The 17896-nt window shown below is 53.5% G+C and carries 15 protein-coding genes; 11 read left to right on the top strand and 4 right to left on the bottom strand.

Translation table 11 applies throughout. The features are described 5' to 3' along the window. Nucleotides 1-4: 4 nt before the first annotated feature. A complete protein-coding gene (locus tag HOL66_07720) occupies nt 5-1249 on the bottom strand; it encodes a hypothetical protein (protein MBT5244118.1) in 1245 nt (414 codons plus the stop codon). Nucleotides 1250-1431: 182 nt separating this feature from the next. Here HOL66_07720 and HOL66_07715 point away from each other — a divergent pair, with 182 nt between their 5' ends. Continuing rightward, complete coding sequence (locus HOL66_07715; protein MBT5244117.1) at nt 1432-2337, top strand: hypothetical protein; 906 nt, start codon at nt 1432-1434, stop codon at nt 2335-2337. Between the two features lie 158 nt (nt 2338-2495). Continuing rightward, on the top strand, nt 2496-3257 hold the full coding sequence (locus HOL66_07710) for a hypothetical protein (GenBank protein ID MBT5244116.1): 762 nt from the start codon (nt 2496-2498) through the stop codon (nt 3255-3257). Nucleotides 3258-3493: 236 nt separating this feature from the next. Here HOL66_07710 and HOL66_07705 read toward each other — a convergent pair whose 3' ends face one another. Both HOL66_07705 and HOL66_07700 read right to left on the bottom strand, forming a co-directional pair. Next, nucleotides 3494-6724 (bottom strand): efflux RND transporter permease subunit, encoded by a 3231-nt coding sequence (locus HOL66_07705; protein MBT5244115.1) that lies wholly within the window; start codon nt 6722-6724, stop codon nt 3494-3496. Between the two features lie 3 nt (nt 6725-6727). After that, nucleotides 6728-7621 carry an efflux RND transporter periplasmic adaptor subunit gene (locus tag HOL66_07700; protein MBT5244114.1) on the bottom strand — a complete coding sequence of 298 codons (894 nt, stop codon included), beginning with the start codon at nt 7619-7621 and terminating at the stop codon, nt 6728-6730. A 203-nt stretch (nt 7622-7824) separates the two neighbouring features. Here HOL66_07700 and HOL66_07695 point away from each other — a divergent pair, with 203 nt between their 5' ends. Next, nucleotides 7825-8028, top strand: coding sequence for a DUF2892 domain-containing protein (locus HOL66_07695; GenBank protein MBT5244113.1), 204 nt, complete (start codon nt 7825-7827; stop codon nt 8026-8028). Between the two features lie 298 nt (nt 8029-8326). Here the strand turns inward: HOL66_07695 and HOL66_07690 are convergent, their stop codons facing one another. Beyond that, complete coding sequence (locus tag HOL66_07690) at nt 8327-8485, bottom strand: hypothetical protein (GenBank protein MBT5244112.1); 159 nt, start codon at nt 8483-8485, stop codon at nt 8327-8329. A 668-nt stretch (nt 8486-9153) separates the two neighbouring features. Here HOL66_07690 and HOL66_07685 point away from each other — a divergent pair. The 8 genes from HOL66_07685 to HOL66_07650 all read left to right on the top strand — a co-directional run. Beyond that, on the top strand, nt 9154-9945 hold the full coding sequence (locus tag HOL66_07685) for an adenylyl-sulfate reductase (protein ID MBT5244111.1): 792 nt from the start codon (nt 9154-9156) through the stop codon (nt 9943-9945). 42 nt (nt 9946-9987) lie between these two features. Beyond that, the gene (gene aprB / locus HOL66_07680; GenBank protein ID MBT5244110.1) at nt 9988-10470 is read left to right on the top strand and encodes an adenylyl-sulfate reductase subunit beta; all 483 of its coding nucleotides are present in this window, start codon (nt 9988-9990) and stop codon (nt 10468-10470) included. Further along, nucleotides 10470-12353, top strand: a complete 1884-nt coding sequence (locus HOL66_07675; GenBank protein MBT5244109.1) for an adenylyl-sulfate reductase subunit alpha — start codon at nt 10470-10472, stop codon at nt 12351-12353. The genes aprB and HOL66_07675 overlap by 1 nt, the downstream gene beginning before the upstream one ends. Before the next feature lie 128 nt (nt 12354-12481). Continuing rightward, nucleotides 12482-12835, top strand: a complete 354-nt coding sequence (locus HOL66_07670) for a hypothetical protein (GenBank protein ID MBT5244108.1) — start codon at nt 12482-12484, stop codon at nt 12833-12835. Nucleotides 12836-12957: 122 nt separating this feature from the next. Next, entirely contained in the window at nt 12958-13467 is a 510-nt protein-coding gene (locus tag HOL66_07665) for a peptidylprolyl isomerase (GenBank protein MBT5244107.1), read from the top strand. Between the two features lie 46 nt (nt 13468-13513). Then, nucleotides 13514-14317, top strand: a complete 804-nt coding sequence (locus tag HOL66_07660) for a hypothetical protein (GenBank protein ID MBT5244106.1) — start codon at nt 13514-13516, stop codon at nt 14315-14317. Nucleotides 14318-14439: 122 nt separating this feature from the next. Then, nucleotides 14440-14628 (top strand): hypothetical protein, encoded by a 189-nt coding sequence (locus HOL66_07655; protein MBT5244105.1) that lies wholly within the window; start codon nt 14440-14442, stop codon nt 14626-14628. Nucleotides 14629-14934: 306 nt separating this feature from the next. Further along, the coding region (locus HOL66_07650) for a cadherin-like domain-containing protein (GenBank protein MBT5244104.1) at nt 14935-17896 on the top strand (2962 nt) is incomplete at its 3' end.

Here is a 17896-nt window from a genome sequence, read left to right as displayed (position 1 = left end):
CGGCTTAAAGGCCAGCCATGCGCAGGCCTTGGGTAAAGCGCCTGGCGTCTTCTTTATGCTGGAAGACCATCCCATCCATGACCGTCGCCAAATTTAGCGGATTGGACACCGTGCGTTGCGCTTTTTCCTTTTTGATAATGGCGGCGGCCTCGACCCGCCTGCCAAGATGACCGTACGCAGCGACCAACGGCATGGCGTTCATGTCGGGGCTTTGTTTGATGCATCTTTCAAAATAGTTGGCGGCCAGATTAAAATCGCTATCGGTGAAGGCCGCCATACCCCTTGCCCAAAGGGTTGAGGGCGAGTCTGGATGGCCTAGTTTTTGGGCATGATCCAAAAAGCCTACGGCTTCATTGGGCAGGCCGGCAATAATCAAGGAATTGGCCATCCATAGATGACCCGCGGGATTTTCAGAATCCATGGCAATGGCGCGGGTCGCTTCGACCATTGCTTCGCCGAATTCGAGACGATAAATCAAGGCCTGCGCTTCCGCCGCATGCCCAATTGCCGAAGGATGTTTGGCTGCGCTGACTAAATTCCGATAGGCCAGAAGATAGGTTTTATGAAGTTGTTGTCCCCACTTGCGGTTCCATCCGCGCACTGCCGCCAGATGATATAGCGAGGCCAGGGCGCCGTATGCTTTGCCAAAATTCTGATCAATGGCGACGGCGCGATTGAAATGTCCCGCCGCACGGGTGAATGATTCAGGCGTATCGCGCAAGTACTCCTGCCAGCCGTTGGCGAAGTTTGCTTCCGCCAAATAACTCTTTTCGGCCTTGGGCGGGGTGGATGAATAAAGGGTCAGGCTTGCGCCGATCATCATGCCAAGGCTGAGACTGGCGCCCGCTACGGCTGAACGATACCAGCGACCGGGTTTCAGCCACTGTATTGGCAGACGCTTTACCGACTGGTTGTCATGGTGGACAAGCCATCCTTCATCACGCAGCAGGGGGACACGGGCCCGACTGACCGGAACGCTTATGCCGTTCAACAAATCCAGATACTGTCGCTGGCCGGTGCGACGCGCTTTTTTGACTGCCGTGCGGGCCACCCAATAAGAACGGTGAACCTGCAGTCCCTTGTTTTGTGAAAGAGATTTTATGGCGTCACTGAAACAAAAAAGAACAAGCGTTTCACCAGCGCTTGTGTAAATACGCAGATAATGATCTTCGGCTTTCAGGCAGAATACGTCACCTTGAAGTTCATAAGGGATCAGGCTCGCACACAATAAATCACTTGTCTGAAGCATATTTGGTATCTCCCAACAGGTTCTATACTACCCCTTCGCCATACGAAATTCCAGTGCGTGAGCAGTCCGTCACCACGCATTTCACGAATTTGCCCTGTCATTGGCGAAGAAAGCCTTGGGCGGGGATAAAGGTTTTGTAACCCTTGCAGGCATGATCAAAACAACGGCAACTGGAGCACATCATGGACTTAAGAAAAATCATTCAACCAGCCAGCGTGGCCCTTGCCCTTATGGCATCCTCATTCACACCTGGTGTCGTGCGTGCCGATATTGAAGGGGTGGTGGTTCACTTCAACGCCGGCATGACGCCGCCAAGCCCATTGCGACTTCGCAATGCTGAAAAGCAGGGCAGGGAACCCAGGCAATTCCCCGCCGAAAAACTGAAAGGCTACCTTTACAAATCAAAATCAAATGAGGCAGGTATCGTTCTGGCGCCAGGATGCCTGGGGGTAAAACAATTTCATCATGCCTGGGCCCGCCGTCTCGCAGATTGGGGATATACGGCCCTTATCGTTGACAGCGCCGGTTCCCGGGGCATGAACCAAAACTGCGCCGGGGAACACCTGCTGGGTTTCCGCGAGGCGGCGCTGGACCGGCGGGTCTATGATGTTTTCGGGGCTCATGAATTTTTGACGACAGGAAAAGGTGTAAACCCTAAACGCATAGCCTTAATGGGATGGGGATACGCCGACACCCTTGCGGCAGTGTTGGAGACCGGTGTGCAACGCTTCTTCAATGCCAGTTTTGCTGCGGCGGTGGCCTATTATCCGTCATGCCGTACAGCCCCGACGGGCAGGTTTGTTGCGCCTTTATTACTGCTGATTGGCGCTAAGGATGATTGGAGCACGGCCCGGGGCTGTGAAAAGATGAAAAATACCGGCTTGGGCGGGCCTTCTGTCATTGAGATGATCGTCTATGCAGATGCTCACCATGGTTTCGATGATCCGGAGATAAAGAAGATTACCATTCATCCAAATGTCTGGAATGCCAACAAGGTGCCCAACAAGGGGGCGACGCTTCTGTACAACAAGCAGGCGTCGTCAGACAGTCGCCAGCGGGTTAAGGCTTTTTTGAATAATAAACTCTAGAGTTCGGTGTCGTTTGTTGCGTTACCGTGGAATTTGTTGACCGGGTCTCTGTTTTTGGCTGAAAAAAGGGAACTTACGCCGAACAAAATTAACCCCATTTGGCTTGAGCGGCATTATACTGAGCCGATTTCCACGTTTAAGTTGAACGGATTTTATTGATGCCCAAAATACCGGAAAAAATCAAAAAAGAAGACGGAACAATCGAGTGGCGTCTTGATGGAAACTTGCACCGTGAAGACGGCCCGGCCGTAGAAAAGTCCGATGGAACCCGGGTCTGGTTTCTGCATGGAAAACAGCACCGCGAAGACGGTCCTGCCGTGGAACATGGGGACGGCCGCAAAGAGTGGTGGCAAAACGGCAAATTGATGCCCAAAACACCAGAGAAAACGGAAAAAGAAGACGGAATGATCGAGTGGAAGCTTGATGGAAGCTTGCACCGTGAAGACGGCCCCGCCGTCGAAATGCCTGATGGAACCCGGGTCTGGTTTCTGCATGGAAAACGGCACCGCGAAGACGGCCCTGCCGTGGAACATTGGGACGGAACCAAAGAGTGGTGGCAAAACGGTCAACCGCACCGCGAGGACGGGCCCGCCATCATCGAATCGAACGGCACCCAGGAATGGCATCAAAACGGCATCGCCCACCGCGAAGACGGCCCGGCAGTTATTCGCCCCGACGGCGTGCAGCAGTGGTGGGTGAACGGCGAGCGTCACCGGGAAGACGGTCCCGCCGTAATCGAAGAGCACGAAATGCAGCAATGGTGGGTGCAAGGACGGCTGCACCGGGAAGACGGCCCCGCCATTGAATATGAAGATGGTTCGCGGGAATGGTACCTCGGGGGAATGCCGGCCGAGGAAAGCGTGGTCATGGACGGCGAAAAACGCGCCGAATTCCTGAAAAAATTGGCGGGTCCCTTCTAAACAGCAGTGGAACCGGGGCGACTATGAAACAAGGGTCTTGGGTCTTGCCGACAGGCAAAAAGAAAGGGAGACGCCTAGCGCGAGCCATTAACTATATGTGGAGAGTGCGGTAACAGTGTGCTGATACGTTTATTTATGAAGTCTGCTTAGTTCCTTATAGCGGACAAATGGAAGAAGCTACGTTCAAGTCTGCTCCTGACCCAAAGCGGACATCATGGACATGTAGAAGTTGGGCCTTATTCATCATCCCTGAGCACGACATAGATTGCCGGGATCACCAGCAGGGTCAGGGCCGTAGATGAGGCAAGGCCGAAGACAAGCGAAATCGCGAGGCCCTGGAAGATCGGATCGGCGAGGATAAAGATGCCGCCGATCATCGCCGCCACTGCGGTCAAAAAAATCGGCTTGAAGCGGACCGCACCCGCATCAAGCAAAACCTTACGAAGTGGGTCACCCTTGCCCTGTCCTTGCCGGATAAAGTCAACTAACAGGATCGAATTACGCACGATGATACCGGCCAAGGCGATGAATCCGATCATCGATGTGGCGCTGAAGGGAGCCCCGAAAATCCAGTGCCCAATCATGATGCCAATCAGGGTTAGCGGCACCGGTGTCAGTATCACCAGCGGAAGTTTGAAGCTGCCAAACTGGCCGACAACCAGAAGATAAATTCCCAACAGGGCAAAGATAAAGGCCAGCCCCATGTCACGGAAGGTGACATAGGTGACTTCCCACTCACCATCCCAGAGTAGCGTCAGGCCGCCCTCGTCTTTGGGTTGGCCATGGTAGGTGATGGCGGGCATACCGCCGTCGCCCCAATCCATTTCGGCCAGCTTATCTTCAATGGCCAACATACCGTAGATGGGGGCTTCGAAGCGCCCGGCCATTTCCCCCGTTACCACGACAGTGAAGTGGCCGTTGCGACGGAAAAGCGGGTGCGAGGCGCGCTCGTATTTGAGTTTCACCACATCGCCCAGTTCGACGACGGCACCGCTGTCGGCGGCTTCGCCGGGGGCCGGAACAGGGGTCGAAAGAAGCCTTTCACCCATGCTCAGGGTGCTTTTGGGCAGGCGAACGGCGATTTCGATCGGGTTTAAGCCGGAACCACGTTGCGAATAGCCGACGCTAACGCCGCCGATCAGGGCCTCCAGGGTATCATACAGGGCTTGCTCCTGAACGCCGTGGAATTCCAAATTTTGCTGGTCGATCTCGATGCGCAGGCGCTGCGGCGGCTGGCCAAGTGAATCATCAACATCGACGATAAAATCAATAGCCTCGAAGGCTTGGCGAACCTTGCGCGCGCCTGCACGGCGACTTTCCTGATCCGGGCCATAAATTTCCGCCATCAGGGTCGCCATCACCGGTGGTCCCGGTGGAACCTCGACGACCTTGATCGATGTTCCTTCGGGAGCGGCCATCCCCTGCAGAAGTTTTCGCACTTCCAGGGCAATCTCGTGACTTTGCCGGTCGCGATCATGTTTGGGTTTCAAATTTAATTGCAAATCGCCCATCCACGGGTCGGCGCGCATGTAATAATGACGAACCAAGCCGTTGAAGTTGAACGGCATGGCCGTGCCCGCATAAAGTTGCATGTTGGTCAGTTCGGGAAGGTCGCGAATACGGTGCGCCACGTCGCTTAAAACACGTTCGGTTTCTTCAAGCGACGAGCCTTCCGGCAAATCGACGACGATCTGCATTTCTGATTTGTTATCGAACGGCAGCAACTTGACGGTAACGTGCTTGGTCGCAAACAAAACCATCACCGCGGCTGTCGCTATACCGACAATCGTCAAAAACATGATCGAACGGGTGCGCCCGACCAGTAATGGCGCCGCCAGTTTCAGGTATAGCCTACCCAGAAAGCCCGGATCGTCGCCGTCGCCAGCGTGGTGGCTGAGAGCTTTCGCGGTTTCCTTGTCTGCGCTGTTCTTGCCCTTGAAGGCGATCTTGAATAACAGCCATGGCGTAATAATCATCGCGACGAAAAAGGAGAACACCATCGCCGCCGAAGCGTTGGCCGGGATCGGACTCATGTACGGCCCCATCAGGCCGGAAACAAACATCATCGGCAAGAGAGCGGCGACGATGGTCAAGGTGGCGACAATGGTCGGGTTGCCCACTTCGGCAACCGCTTCAAGGGTCGACTCAAGTGGTCTTTTGGCGCCGTCCTTCGACCAATGGCGAACAATATTTTCGATCACCACGATAGCGTCATCGACCATGATGCCGATGGAAAAAATCAACGCGAACAAACTGACCCGGTTGATGGTGTAACCCATCAGCCACGATGCAAACAAGGTCAGCAAAATGGTCGTCGGCACCACCACCAGGACCACAGCGCCCTCGCGCCAGCCCAACGCAAAGGTGACAAGCAAGACGATTGAGACCGTCGCCAGGCCCAGGTGGAATAAGAGCTCGTCGGATTTCTCAAGCGCCGTTGCGCCGTAGTTGCGGGTGACGGCAACTTCGACACCGCCGGGAATTAACCGTCCCCGCACCGTATCCAGTCGTTCCAGAATATCGTCTGCGACGACAACCGCATTGGCGCCCATGCGCTTGGCAAGGGCGATGGTGACAGCCGGAACCCGTCGCATGACGCCGTCACTATCTTTTTCCAGATGCCAGACACGGTGTTCGTTGGGTTTGGCCCCGACGACAACATCGGCAACATCGCGCACATAAACCGGGCGGCCGTCCCGGGCCGTGATCAACAACATGCCGATATCCTGAACCCCTTCGAGAGTCTGCCCGGCGACGACAGGAAATGATCGTCCCTCGTTTCGGGTATTACCCAACAGGAACGATCGGTTGGCGTTTTTCACTTTTTCAACGAGTTGATTTAGGGTAACGCCATAAAGCGACAGTTGTTCCGGATCAGGCTCGATCCTGATTTGGCCGGGCCTGCCGCCGACAATAAATGTCAGCCCGACATCACTTACCTTGACCAGTTCGTAGAGCAATTCTTCTGCAATGTCGTACAGGGCGTTGTCGTTCCAGCGTTCGGCGACGGTTGCAGCGGGTTTCAGTGTCAGCGTCACCACAGGCACGTCATTGATGCCCCTGCCGACAATCAGCGGTTCCGGGATGCCAATGGGTAAGTGGCGCATATTCGCACGGATTTCATCATGCACCCGGACGATAGCGACATCCTCGGAGGTCCCGACATCGAAACGCGCCGTAACCACCACCCGGTCATCTTCACTTAAGGAATAGACGTGCTCGACCTCGTCGATGCCCTTGATGATGTCTTCCAGGGGTTCGGTGATCAGCTCTACGGCATCGGTTGCCTTGTAACCGTTAGCCTGGATCATGATATCGACCATCGGCACACTGATTTGCGGCTCTTCCTCGCGCGGCAGCACCATCAGGGCAACAGCACCCATGGCCAGCGAGGCCAAAAGAATAAGCGGGGTCAGCGGCGATTGGATAAAGGCCTTTGTCAGGCCACCTGAAAGTCCAAGCTTCATGGTTTATTCCGCATCCGGACGCACCAGCACATCACCAAGCCTGAGCCCGGAAAGGATTTCCGTATCCTGGCCCTGTCTCTGGCCCGCTTGAACAACGATTTCCGCGCCGTCCTTCAGTCTTACAAATGTCAAACCGAAACGCTGAAACAGGTAATCACCGGGAACCAGAATAGCCTCCCTGATACCGGCGCCGACACGAACACGGATGCGTTCGCCAACAAAGAAATCTCCCAGGCCCTTAACGCTGACATCGGCAATCACCCGACCCTGACTGATTTCCGGATAGACCTGACTAACCTTACCGGTCCTGGCCTGGTTATCATCTTCCCCGACAAGGACGCGGTCACCAACTTTAATAAAGCGGGCATGACGCTCGGGTAGCTTAAGGCGCAGGATGTATCCTTGCGCGGCAATGGTCGCGATCGGTTCGCCAGGTAGGATGACGGCTCCATCAGTGACATGAACTTTTATAACGCGACCGGCGGTCGGGGCCTTAACGAGGCCTTCGGCGCGTTGTTGCGAGACAACCGCGTGTTCCGCCTTCAATGCAAGAAGATCGCGTTCGATAACATCCAGCGCCGTTTCCGCTTCATCAAGCTGTTTTTGTGGGATGGTGCCACTGGCTTTAAGTTTGCGGCTGCGATCAAGTGCCGTTTGCGCCAGTTTGCGTTGCGCCGTCATTGACTGGACACGCGCGCCAAGGGCTTTCATGCGAAGGCTTAATTTTGGGTCGGTAATAATCGCAATTTTTTGCCCTTCCCTGACTTCCCCACCTTCATCGACGACAAGCTCGCTGAGCGTTCCGCCGATGCGAGCCCGGGCGCCGACGACATCGACGGTTTCAACCGTCGCAAACACCGCTTTCCAATCCTGTACAGGGGTCTTCGATACCGTCAGATCGGATTGGGCGTTTGCCGGAAATGCGGAAAGGCTCAACAGAATAACGCCAACCCATTGATTTTTAAGCTTTAACATCGGCGCGCCCTCATGCTGAATAAAATCACTATCATTAATATATTAGAACTTGCTAATTTATCAAGAGATAACTATTTTACACTCACAATTGACCGTCATCACCAAGCATCTAAAGGAATTCAATTATGTCTATCGATCGTCTTGTTCTGGCCTTTGCCGGCGTTTTCATTCTGGCCAGCGTCGCCCTGACCCACTTCCATCATGCAAACTGGATGTGGTTGACCATATTCGTCGGCGCCAATCTTTTGCAGGCCGCCTTCACCAAGTTCTGTCCATTGGCGATTATGCTGAAAAAAGCAGGTGCCGCTCCCGGCGAGGCTTTTGGATAAGAAAGCAGGAAGCCAATCTAGAGGAATTTGACCATTTCGCCGAAAGGTAACCAAATGTCTGTTTCTGGCCAAAAGCGGACATTTTAGCCTGCTCGTGCCAACGTCTGCTTTCGAGTGCAAAGAAGTCTCAAACTGCGGGTTTCAGAGATTTTGATGATAAATTTGCATTATATGAAGGAACTAAAGCAAAGGGAGCCAACACATAAAGCGTTGGCTCCCCACATACGGTTAATGGCTCGGCGTTCAGCGCCACCCCTTTTGCATTCCTTATTGGGATTCGCGTGCCCGTCCGAAAAGTTTACGGCTTTTTCGGGGTTTCGTAGGGCACTTCTTTGTGCCACTCAACCCATTCAGTGTGATAACCAACGAAACCTTTGTCGTTCTCCGGTTGCTGCTTCGTGGTGTAGTACTTGGTCTTGCCATCCGGAACCGGATCTTTAGCGTTAACGTTACCCATAACTCAACTCACCTGTTACTTAGTTACAAACCGGGACAGGTCCTTGCAAAACTACAAAGCACCTCATCCAAGCGTAAGGTTTTTCATATTACAAAAAAGGAATATATACGATGGTGCTGCCGGAGGGAAGCAACTTTTTTTAACACCATATCGCCATAGCCGGGCAAGCAAGAACATGATCTCTGGAAATTCGACCCGCGCGGCAGGGAGACGCATTCTGTAAATAGGGGTGGGGATGGGGTTGCATGTCTGGGCGTGATCGGGAGCAGAAACTGCAGGGAAGGACGATGAAAATAACTTAATAAATTGTGCGCTGCAGCATTCGAGATTCCAAGATTGGGATTGTTTCAAAGTGAGTTCGGATAGGCAGTTTGATGTGCCATAAGTTCGTTAATCTACAAATTTAAGTTATTCAATATGTCTTGATAACTTATTGAAAAAGTATAATATTTTACGAAAATCAGTACCAATTTAGGACGTTTGATAATTCTATTTATCAAAAAGTGGTCATTCTGATTGTCAAATCAACTTTCCCTTATATAATGCACTTCTAATAGAAAAGATTTGACTATAGAAGTTTCAATAATTTACGACTGCGACACGGGGAGAAATTGATGTTCGCCAGTAATCCAATCGCCGATCTTGCAACGATCATCTCGCTCGACGTTATCCAGGGCTATGTCATTTTGATGTTTATCCTGGTCGTCGGCGGCACTATTTTCGACATGATCCACAAGAAAAGCGCCCAGTACTTTTTCGCCAAAGCCAAAGCAGCTGAAGCCTCGCGTACACGTGAGCTAGGTGCTGGCGACAAAATCGGCATCGCCGTCAGTACGGTAGCTGTTGATGTCGTGACCTCTGGCGAATTCTGCAATCCGAGACGCCGGATTTCGCACCTGTTCACCATGTACGGCTTCATCTTGTTCCTCTTGAATACCATCGCATTGGTTTTCGCGTATCCGACCCACGAAGCCCCGGCCATCGTCTCTCAGTTGTGGCACTTGGGTGCCGCCATGGTGATGTTTGGCGGTTACTGGTTCTGGTTCTTCATCCGCGTTGATATCACGGCCGAAGGCGTCCCCTGGAACCGCATCGTCAGGGCGGACCTGTTCATTCTGTCATTGCTAGGCACCACCACCTTCGGCCTGGTCTGGTCCATTTTGCATTCCATGGGCGTCACGCCCTTGGACACCGTGTCCCTGGCCTTGTTCATCATCTCCGCCACGGTTCTGTTCGGCGGTGTGTATTGGTCGAAGTTCGCACACATGTTCTTCAAGCCGGCTGCTGCGTTCAACAAGCGGGTCATCAAGGCCGACGGTTCTCTTGAGAACATGCCCGAACCGGTCGATCTGACGGATCCCGAGTTGCAGAAAAAGTTTCCTGATATCCCGGAATACATGGGCAGCAACCCGCCTAACATGGGGCCCGGCATCAAGCGCGAGCAGCCTCAGCACTATTAATCAAATTTGAAAAAATCTTTCTAACGGGGAAGGGACCTAAATATGCCTACTTTCGTCTATATGACACGATGCGACGGCTGCGGACACTGCGTTGATATCTGCCCGTCCGACATCATGCACATCGACACGACCTACCGTCGTGCTTACAACATGGAGCCGAGCATGTGCTGGGAATGCTATTCCTGCGTGAAGGCATGCCCGCAGCACGCGATTGATGTACGCGGCTACGCGGACTTTGCACCGCTCGGCCACAGCGTCCGCGTGGACCGCGACGAGGAAAAGGGGGTCATTGCCTGGCGAATCAAGTCTCGCAACGGCGAAATGGACCTAAACCTGCTGGCTCCGATCACCACCAAGCCCTGGGGTGAGAGCATCCCGCAATTGAAAGATGTTCCGGCACCAACCCAAGAACAGCGCGACAGTCAACATCTGTACAACGAGCCGAAATTCATCCGCATGGATGACGGGGACATCCATACCTTGGAGTCTAACAAACTTAAGATGAAACAGGGGGTGTACTACTAATGGCTATCAAAACTATCGTCGAAGACAATATCGACATCCTCGTCGCCGGAGCAGGCCTTGGCGGTACCGGTGCTGCTTTTGAAGCCCGCTACTGGGGTCAGGACAAGAAGATCGTGGTCGCTGAAAAGGCCAACATCGACCGTTCAGGTGCTGTGGCTCAGGGTCTGTACGCGATCAACTGCTACATGGGTACCCGCTTTGGTGAGAACAACCCGGAAGACCACGTGCATTATGCGCGCATCGACTTGATGGGCATGCTGCGTGAAGATCTGTTGTTCGACATGGCCCGCCACGTCGACTCTGCGGTCCACCTGTTTGAAGAGTGGGGCATGCCGATCATGCGCGACACCGAAAAGGGTTCTTACCTGCGTGAAGGCCGCTGGCAGATCATGATCCACGGTGAATCCTACAAGCCGCTTGTGGCCGAAGCCGCGAAGAAGTCGGCAGACAAGGTTTATAACCGGGTCTGCATCACCCACTTGTTGATGGACGAAGCCAAGGAAAACCGCGTCGCGGGTGCTGTCGGCTTCAACGTCCGCACCGGCAACTTCCACGTCTTCAAGTCCAAAACCGTGGTTTGCGGCGCGGGTGGCGCGTCCAACATCTTCAAGCCGCGTTCCGTCGGCGAAGGTGCCGGTCGTGTTTGGTACGCACCGTGGTCATCTGGTTCCGCTTACGCGTTGATGATCAACGCCGGTGCGAAGATGACCCAAATGGAAAACCGTATCGTTCTGGCTCGCTTCAAAGATGGTTACGGCCCGGTGGGCGCGTACTTCCTGCACTTGAAGACCTACACGCAGAACGCCTATGGCGAGGAATATGAATCCAAGTGGTTCCCCGAACTGCAGAAGATGGTCGGTAAAGAATACCTGGATCCGGAGCTTTCTCACGCCACCCACCGCCCGATCCCGACCTGCCTGCGTAACCACGCTATCATTAACGAAGTGAACGCCGGTCGCGGTCCGATCCACATGGTCACGATGCACTCGTTCCAGGACCCACACCTTGAAGAAATCGGTTGGCACAACTTCCTGGGTATGACCGTTGGTCAGGCTGTTCTGTGGGCTGCTACGGATGTTAATCCGAAAAACGAAAACCCGGAACTGACCACGTCCGAACCGTACGTCATGGGTTCCCACGCCACCGGTTGTGGTGCCTGGTGCTCCGGTCCGGAAGATGTATCCCCGCCTGAATATCAATGGGGCTATAACCGCATGATGACCATCGAAGGCCTGTTCGGCGCCGGTGACGCAGTCGGCGGTACGCCGCACGCGTTCTCTTCGGGTTCCTTCACTGAAGGCCGCATTGCTGCGAAATCCGCTTGTCAGTACATCGACGACGGCAAGGGCGAAGGTATCAGCGTTTCCAATGCGACCATCGAAAAGCTGAAAGAAGAAGTCTTCAGGCCGATGGAACACTACAAGGTCCACCGCAACGAAATCGTTGCCGGTACGGTTAACCCGAACTACCACAACCCACGTCAGGAACTTGACCGCCTGCAAAAGCTGATGGACGAGTACGGTGGTGGTGTGACGGTTAACTACATGACCAATGATAAACTGTTGAGCATTGGTCTCAAGAAGCTCAAGATCATGGAAGAAGATCTTGAAAAAATTGCGGCCAAGGACCTTCACGAATTGCTGCGTGCCTGGGAAGTCAAGCACCGCCATCGTACGTCCGAATGTGTTCTGCAGCACACCTTGTTCCGCAAGGAAACCCGTTGGCCGGGGTACTACTACCGTGGTGACGCCATGAAGCTGGATGACGAAAACTGGCACGTTCTTACTGTGTCCCGTCGTGATCCGAATACCGGCGAGTACACCATGGAGAAGGCACCCTTGTATCACTTGCTCGACGAAAGCGAAATGGCTGCAGCCGAGTAATCTTCAAGTCACCTGGCAGGCGTTCACGTCGAACTTCTGCCGGGTATTTGAAAAAGGATCAGCATTTCCATGTTGATCTTTTTTTATGCTCCTGCGAAATTCGCTTTTTAGTGTGATTTAGGACACTTATGAATATTATCGAACTCACAGATGATGAAATTTTGACCGTTGCCGAACCGATGTGGATAGAGCTCGTCAGGGCTTCCAACGATGGTAAATACGGAAAATTTATCCGCAATTTTCACCCCAGTCTGATCCAGGGCTTGAACGAAGTCGAAGTCGGAAAGCAATTCGCGAAGAGCGAACTGACCCGGAGCCTTTCCGAAGTCTACGACTATCTCGGCATCATTCGCCGCGGCGAGCATGTGACGGTTCTTTATCGTGTTCGCAGCACGAAAAAAGAGGGTGAATGGCTCGGTCGTTTGGTCCTCGGTTGCGATGAGCATGATGAGATCAAGATTTTTGGCGCCTCCGTCTTCTAGAGCAACCTGCGTTTGCTCAAACGCAGGTAAGTTGCTCTAACTTATTAATAACGATCAATTAATTGTATTTAAGCGCTTTCGTTAAAATACAAATTGATCTTACACCCAGGTTGCAAGGTGCTATGAGCGAAACCATTCAAGACAGCAAGTTCGTCGAGCTCAACTACAAGGTTATCGACCAAAAATCCGGCGATACCCTGGTTTCGGTCGAGTATCCCATCGGCTATGTACACGGCATGGATTGTGCCCTGGACCAAAGCGTCACGACGGAATTGGAAGGCAAAAAAGTCGGCGATATCGTCGAGGTGCCCATCGATTGTAATATACTCTATGGCCCCCGGGATGAATCTCTGGTCTTTACTGATCGCATTGAAAATGTCCCCGAAGATTACCGGGAAATCGGAACCACCATCACAATGGAGAGTGAAAAGAGTGGCCCCCGCAACTTCATCGTGACTCGTATGGACGACAAGACCCTCACGGTCGATGGCAACAACCCGCTTTGCGGCCGGTTTGCGATCTTCAAACTGGAAGTCCTGAACGTCCGGGACGCCACCGAGGAAGAAATAGAAGCCGGAGGAGCGGTCGTCGCGGAGCCGGATGTTGGCGGGGCTATCAAGGTGCCAATCTAAAGATGACATATATACTTAAGGCCGAATCTGATCCGTTACAGCCTTTATGTCACAGGCCACAGATGGAAATGTTGTTCCAAATCCGATGCTGATAGCACAAATTTCCGATACCCACATTTCCCTACCTGATCCAGACGAACCTCACACGCTTGAGCGCATAACCGCGCTGAAGAACTTTGTCGCGCATGTTGGTAAAATGGACGAAACACCCGAATTGATCCTGCACACCGGTGACGTTTCTCAAAACGGCAAGCCGGAAGAATACGAAATCGTTAAGTCCATGATGGGCGCTTTGAACATCCCGGTGTTTTTCGCCTTGGGTAATCGCGATCTGGGCGCATACCTGTTGGAAGGGCTCAGGGATATTTGTGACGCGAAAATGGTCAACGGTTTTCTCATCTACAGCATAGAGAGGTTCCCCGTGCGGCTCATCGCCATGGACACCCAGAAAAGAAAAAGCAGGATCGGAACGACTTGCTCGGTAAGGCTGGGCATTTTGGAGGAATTGCTCGAGGAACAGCCTGATACACCTACCGCGATCTTCATGCACCATCCTCCGTTCGAGGTTCCGACCTCAAAGTACCCTATCCAGTTCGACGATCCCTCGTTGGCCGACGCGTTCCTGCGTCTGGTTGCCCGGCACGAGCAGGTCGTGCATCTTTTCTGCGGCCATATGCACCGCCAGTTTAGCGTGGAGTTGGAAACCTGTAACGCATCGGTCACTCCCTCCTTGGCGCTCGACAACCGTCTAGGCGAATATGAAGCAGATTGGAAAGAACGGCCATTGTTCCAGTTGCACCGCTGGAACCCAGATACGCTGCGGTTTGAAACTCGCCTGGCTCCTGTATAAGGCAGAATCGTAACCTAAAACTGGACGGCAGGACTTCAACAACCTTGGCCATTATCCGGATTTTAAAGCGCTTTCTTTCGACAAAATCTTCACTATATATAGCAAACTGATTATGGGAGGAAATGGTGCCAAATATTGAAGTTAAAGATGCTGATGGAAAGCTAATCCATACCTATCAGATTCTCGCAGATGGATACGGCACCCTAATCACAAACGAACACTTGTTCGAAATGGCAAAATGTAATGCCATTGAGGATGAACTTGTGAGTAAGGACGAGGCTGATGAGCTGACCTTTGCCGTGGGTAAGTAGGATCAGGTTCAACGTCTGAATTGTTATATGGTGTAAGCGGTCATCAGCAATACCGCAGAAGGCATTGTTACGATTGATGAAGATGGAACCATCAAGGCCGTCATTGTCGATTTCACGAGTTAATTCTTTTTTTTCAATGGTGTGACAGCGGTCACAGCTTTCTTCTGCAAATTTAGATAAAATTTTATTGAAATTCGCGGACTCTGCGGATCTTCCGTTGTCTATGTTCTTTTCCAAATGACTGAAAAATAACATCAGACAAACAAAACCGGGAAGATTTTGCGAGTTGCCCCTTAGGAGAAGACCATGGCTTCCGATAATGAAACGACCGGAAATGACAATATTTCCCTGACCGACGTCACACCTTTTGAAACCGGTGACGCGACAGAGATTGCGCAAGCGGCATCGGGTGCTGATGCACAGCCGATCGGTACTGTCGATACCACCAGTGGTTCGGTCATAGCGACCAGGGTCGATGGTACCAAGGTCGAGTTGGAACCGGGATCCCAGGTTTATCAAGGCGATGTTATCGAAACCGCAGGCGGCGGTTCCATTGGTGTCACCCTTGCTGATGAAACGACTTTCTCCATGGCCGAAAACGGCAACATGGTCCTCGACGAGATGGTCTATGATCCGGCAACCCAGGAAGGGTCCATTTCCATTTCCGCAGTTGAAGGTGTGTTTACCTTTGTCAGTGGCCAGATCGCCAAAACCGATCCCGACGCCATGACCCTGGACACGCCGGTCGCTACCATCGGTATTCGCGGCACTCAGGTTGGCCTGGATGTTGGCGAAGGTCAGGACACATCTGTTGTCCTGATGGAAGAAGCCGACGGGTTCGTCGGTGAAGTTGTTGTTTCAAACGCCGCTGGCGTGCAAATCCTTAATACCGCCTTCCAGGGCACTCAGATCACTGACGCGTCAACAGCGCCGAGCCAGTCATACACAGTCAACATGTCCGATATGTTGCAGCAGTTTGGCGGCGCGCTGAACAGCTTGCCTGCCGGTAACAATGCCAACCAGTATGGCACGGACAGTGCTGAAGTCAGCCAGTTGATCGAAGACGCTATCGCGGCTGAAGAAGCTGCGACCGCAGAGGATGAAGACCTCGCCGAAGAAGAAGGCGAAGGCGAAGAAGAGCTGGCCGCCGAGGAAGAAGGCGCCACCGAAGAAGAACTGGCCGCCGAGGAAGAAGGCGCCACCGAAGAAGAACTGGCCGCCGAAGAAGAAGGCGCCACCGAAGAAGAACTCGCCGCCGAGGAAGAAGGCGCTACCGAAGAAGAACTGGCCGCCGAAGAAGAAGGCGCGACCGATGAAGAGTTGGCTGAATTCGAGACGGCTGCCGGTGACGAGGAAGAGCTGGCCTCTGAAGAAGGTACGGTTTCTGATGAAGAACTTGCCGCTGAAGAAGGTGCGACAGAAGAAGATTTGGCTGTTGAAGATCTGGCCGTTGCCGAACTCGGCGATGAAGAACTGGCCGACTTCGAGACCGCTGCTGGTGAAGTATCCGAGGAAGAATTGGCTCAGGCCGAAGTCGTATCGGAAGTTGCGACAGAAGAACTTGGGGCCGAGGAACTGGGTTCCGAAGAGCTTTCCGAAGAAGGCGTCTTCGAGGAAGAACTCGCTACGGCTGATGACCCAACAGATGCTCAGGGTGTGGGCGAAGCTCAGGGTCAGGAATCAGCAGAGGATTTGGCTAATTTTGATACCGCAGCTGGCGGCGAGTTCCAGGAAGAAGAGCTTTCTATCGCTGTCGCCTCCTCTGATGACGAAGATCTGTCGGCCGCTGATCAGGCGGCCCTTGACGGTTCCGACCTGAATGATTTTGAAACCGCTGCCGGTGATGAAGATACCACAGAACAAACCGGTTTCATTGATACAACCGCCACTGATGCCGCCGCAGATACCGCTGCCGCCGCCGCTGCCGCCGCCGCTGCCGCCGCTCAAGCTGCCGCCGATGCTGCCGCCCAGGCTGCCGCCGATGCCGCCGCCGTCGCTGCCGAAGCCGCCGCCCAGGCCGCCGCCGATGCCGCCGCCCAGGCTGCCGCTGACGCCGCTGCCGCTGCTTCCGCACAGGCCGCCGCAGATGCCGCTGCCGCACAGGCCGCCGCAGATACCGCTGCCGCTGAAGCCGAGGCCACCAGAATCATTAATCAAACGGCTGATACCCCTACTGTGGACACGACTGACAGCCGTGGCGACGAAGACACAGCTATCGCTCTTGATGTGACAGCTGCTATTGCCGACCCAGGTGGCAATGATGTGGTTAGCGTCAACATTACCGGCGTCCCAACTGATGCGAAACTTTCAGCCGGAGAAGCAAATTCCGACGGTAGTTGGACCTTGAGTCCCGATCAACTGACAAATTTGACGGTTACACCTGGAACTGACTCCAATGAAGACTTCTCGGTCAGTGTTACCGCAACCTCGACAAATCCCAGTGGCGATACGGCGACGTCCGAACCACAGTCCATTGCCGTTACCGTCAATGCTGTAAACGATGCGCCGGTCATTGGTTCTGCTGGTGGCGATACTTTCAGCGTCGATGAAAATGGCTCAATCACCATCCAGGCTTCTGACCTTATTGAAGGCGCCACGGATGTTGACAACCTGACCGGTGACCTCAGCGTTTCCAACCTGACCATCGATGGGGTTTCTGTAGCTGCCAACGAGGATGGCAATTTTGAATACGCTCCCGCCGCAGGGACCAGTGGCCCGGTCACGATTTCTTATGATGTTAGTGACGGTACGTTAACGACGACCCAATCTGCGACTTCTACGATCAATATTGTGGATGTCAATACTGACCCCACGGCTACCGATTTAAAGGGTGGTGCGGAAGAAGATGGTCTGGCTCAGACCTTCTCGTTCGAGGGTGCCGATGCTGATGGCGATACCTTGACCTATACGGCTGACCAGCCTTCCGAAGGCTCGGTGACGGTTAATGCGGATGGCACCTTCAGTTTTGATCCAGGCGCCGATTTCCAGGATCTGGGCGTCGGTGATACCCGTGAAGTGAGTTTCGACTATACGGTTGATGATGGCCAGGGCGGTACGGATACAGCGACAGCGACAATCACCGTGACCGGCACCAACGACGCGCCAGTGATCACCGGTTCGGCTGCCACTGATGACTTCGCGGTCACCGAGGACACCGACCTGACGGCCAGCGGCCAGCTCAACATCACGGACGCCGATGCGGGTGAGGGCGTGTTTACGGCCCAGACTGACGCGCCGGGAACTTACGGTTCGTTCAGCGTTGATGCTG

Source organism: Rhodospirillaceae bacterium (assembly GCA_018662005.1).
Lineage (GTDB): Bacteria > Pseudomonadota > Alphaproteobacteria > Rhodospirillales > JABHCV01 > JACNJU01.
The sequence above is the reverse complement of the archived record's forward strand: the minus strand, read 5'-3'. Positions and strand labels throughout refer to the sequence as shown.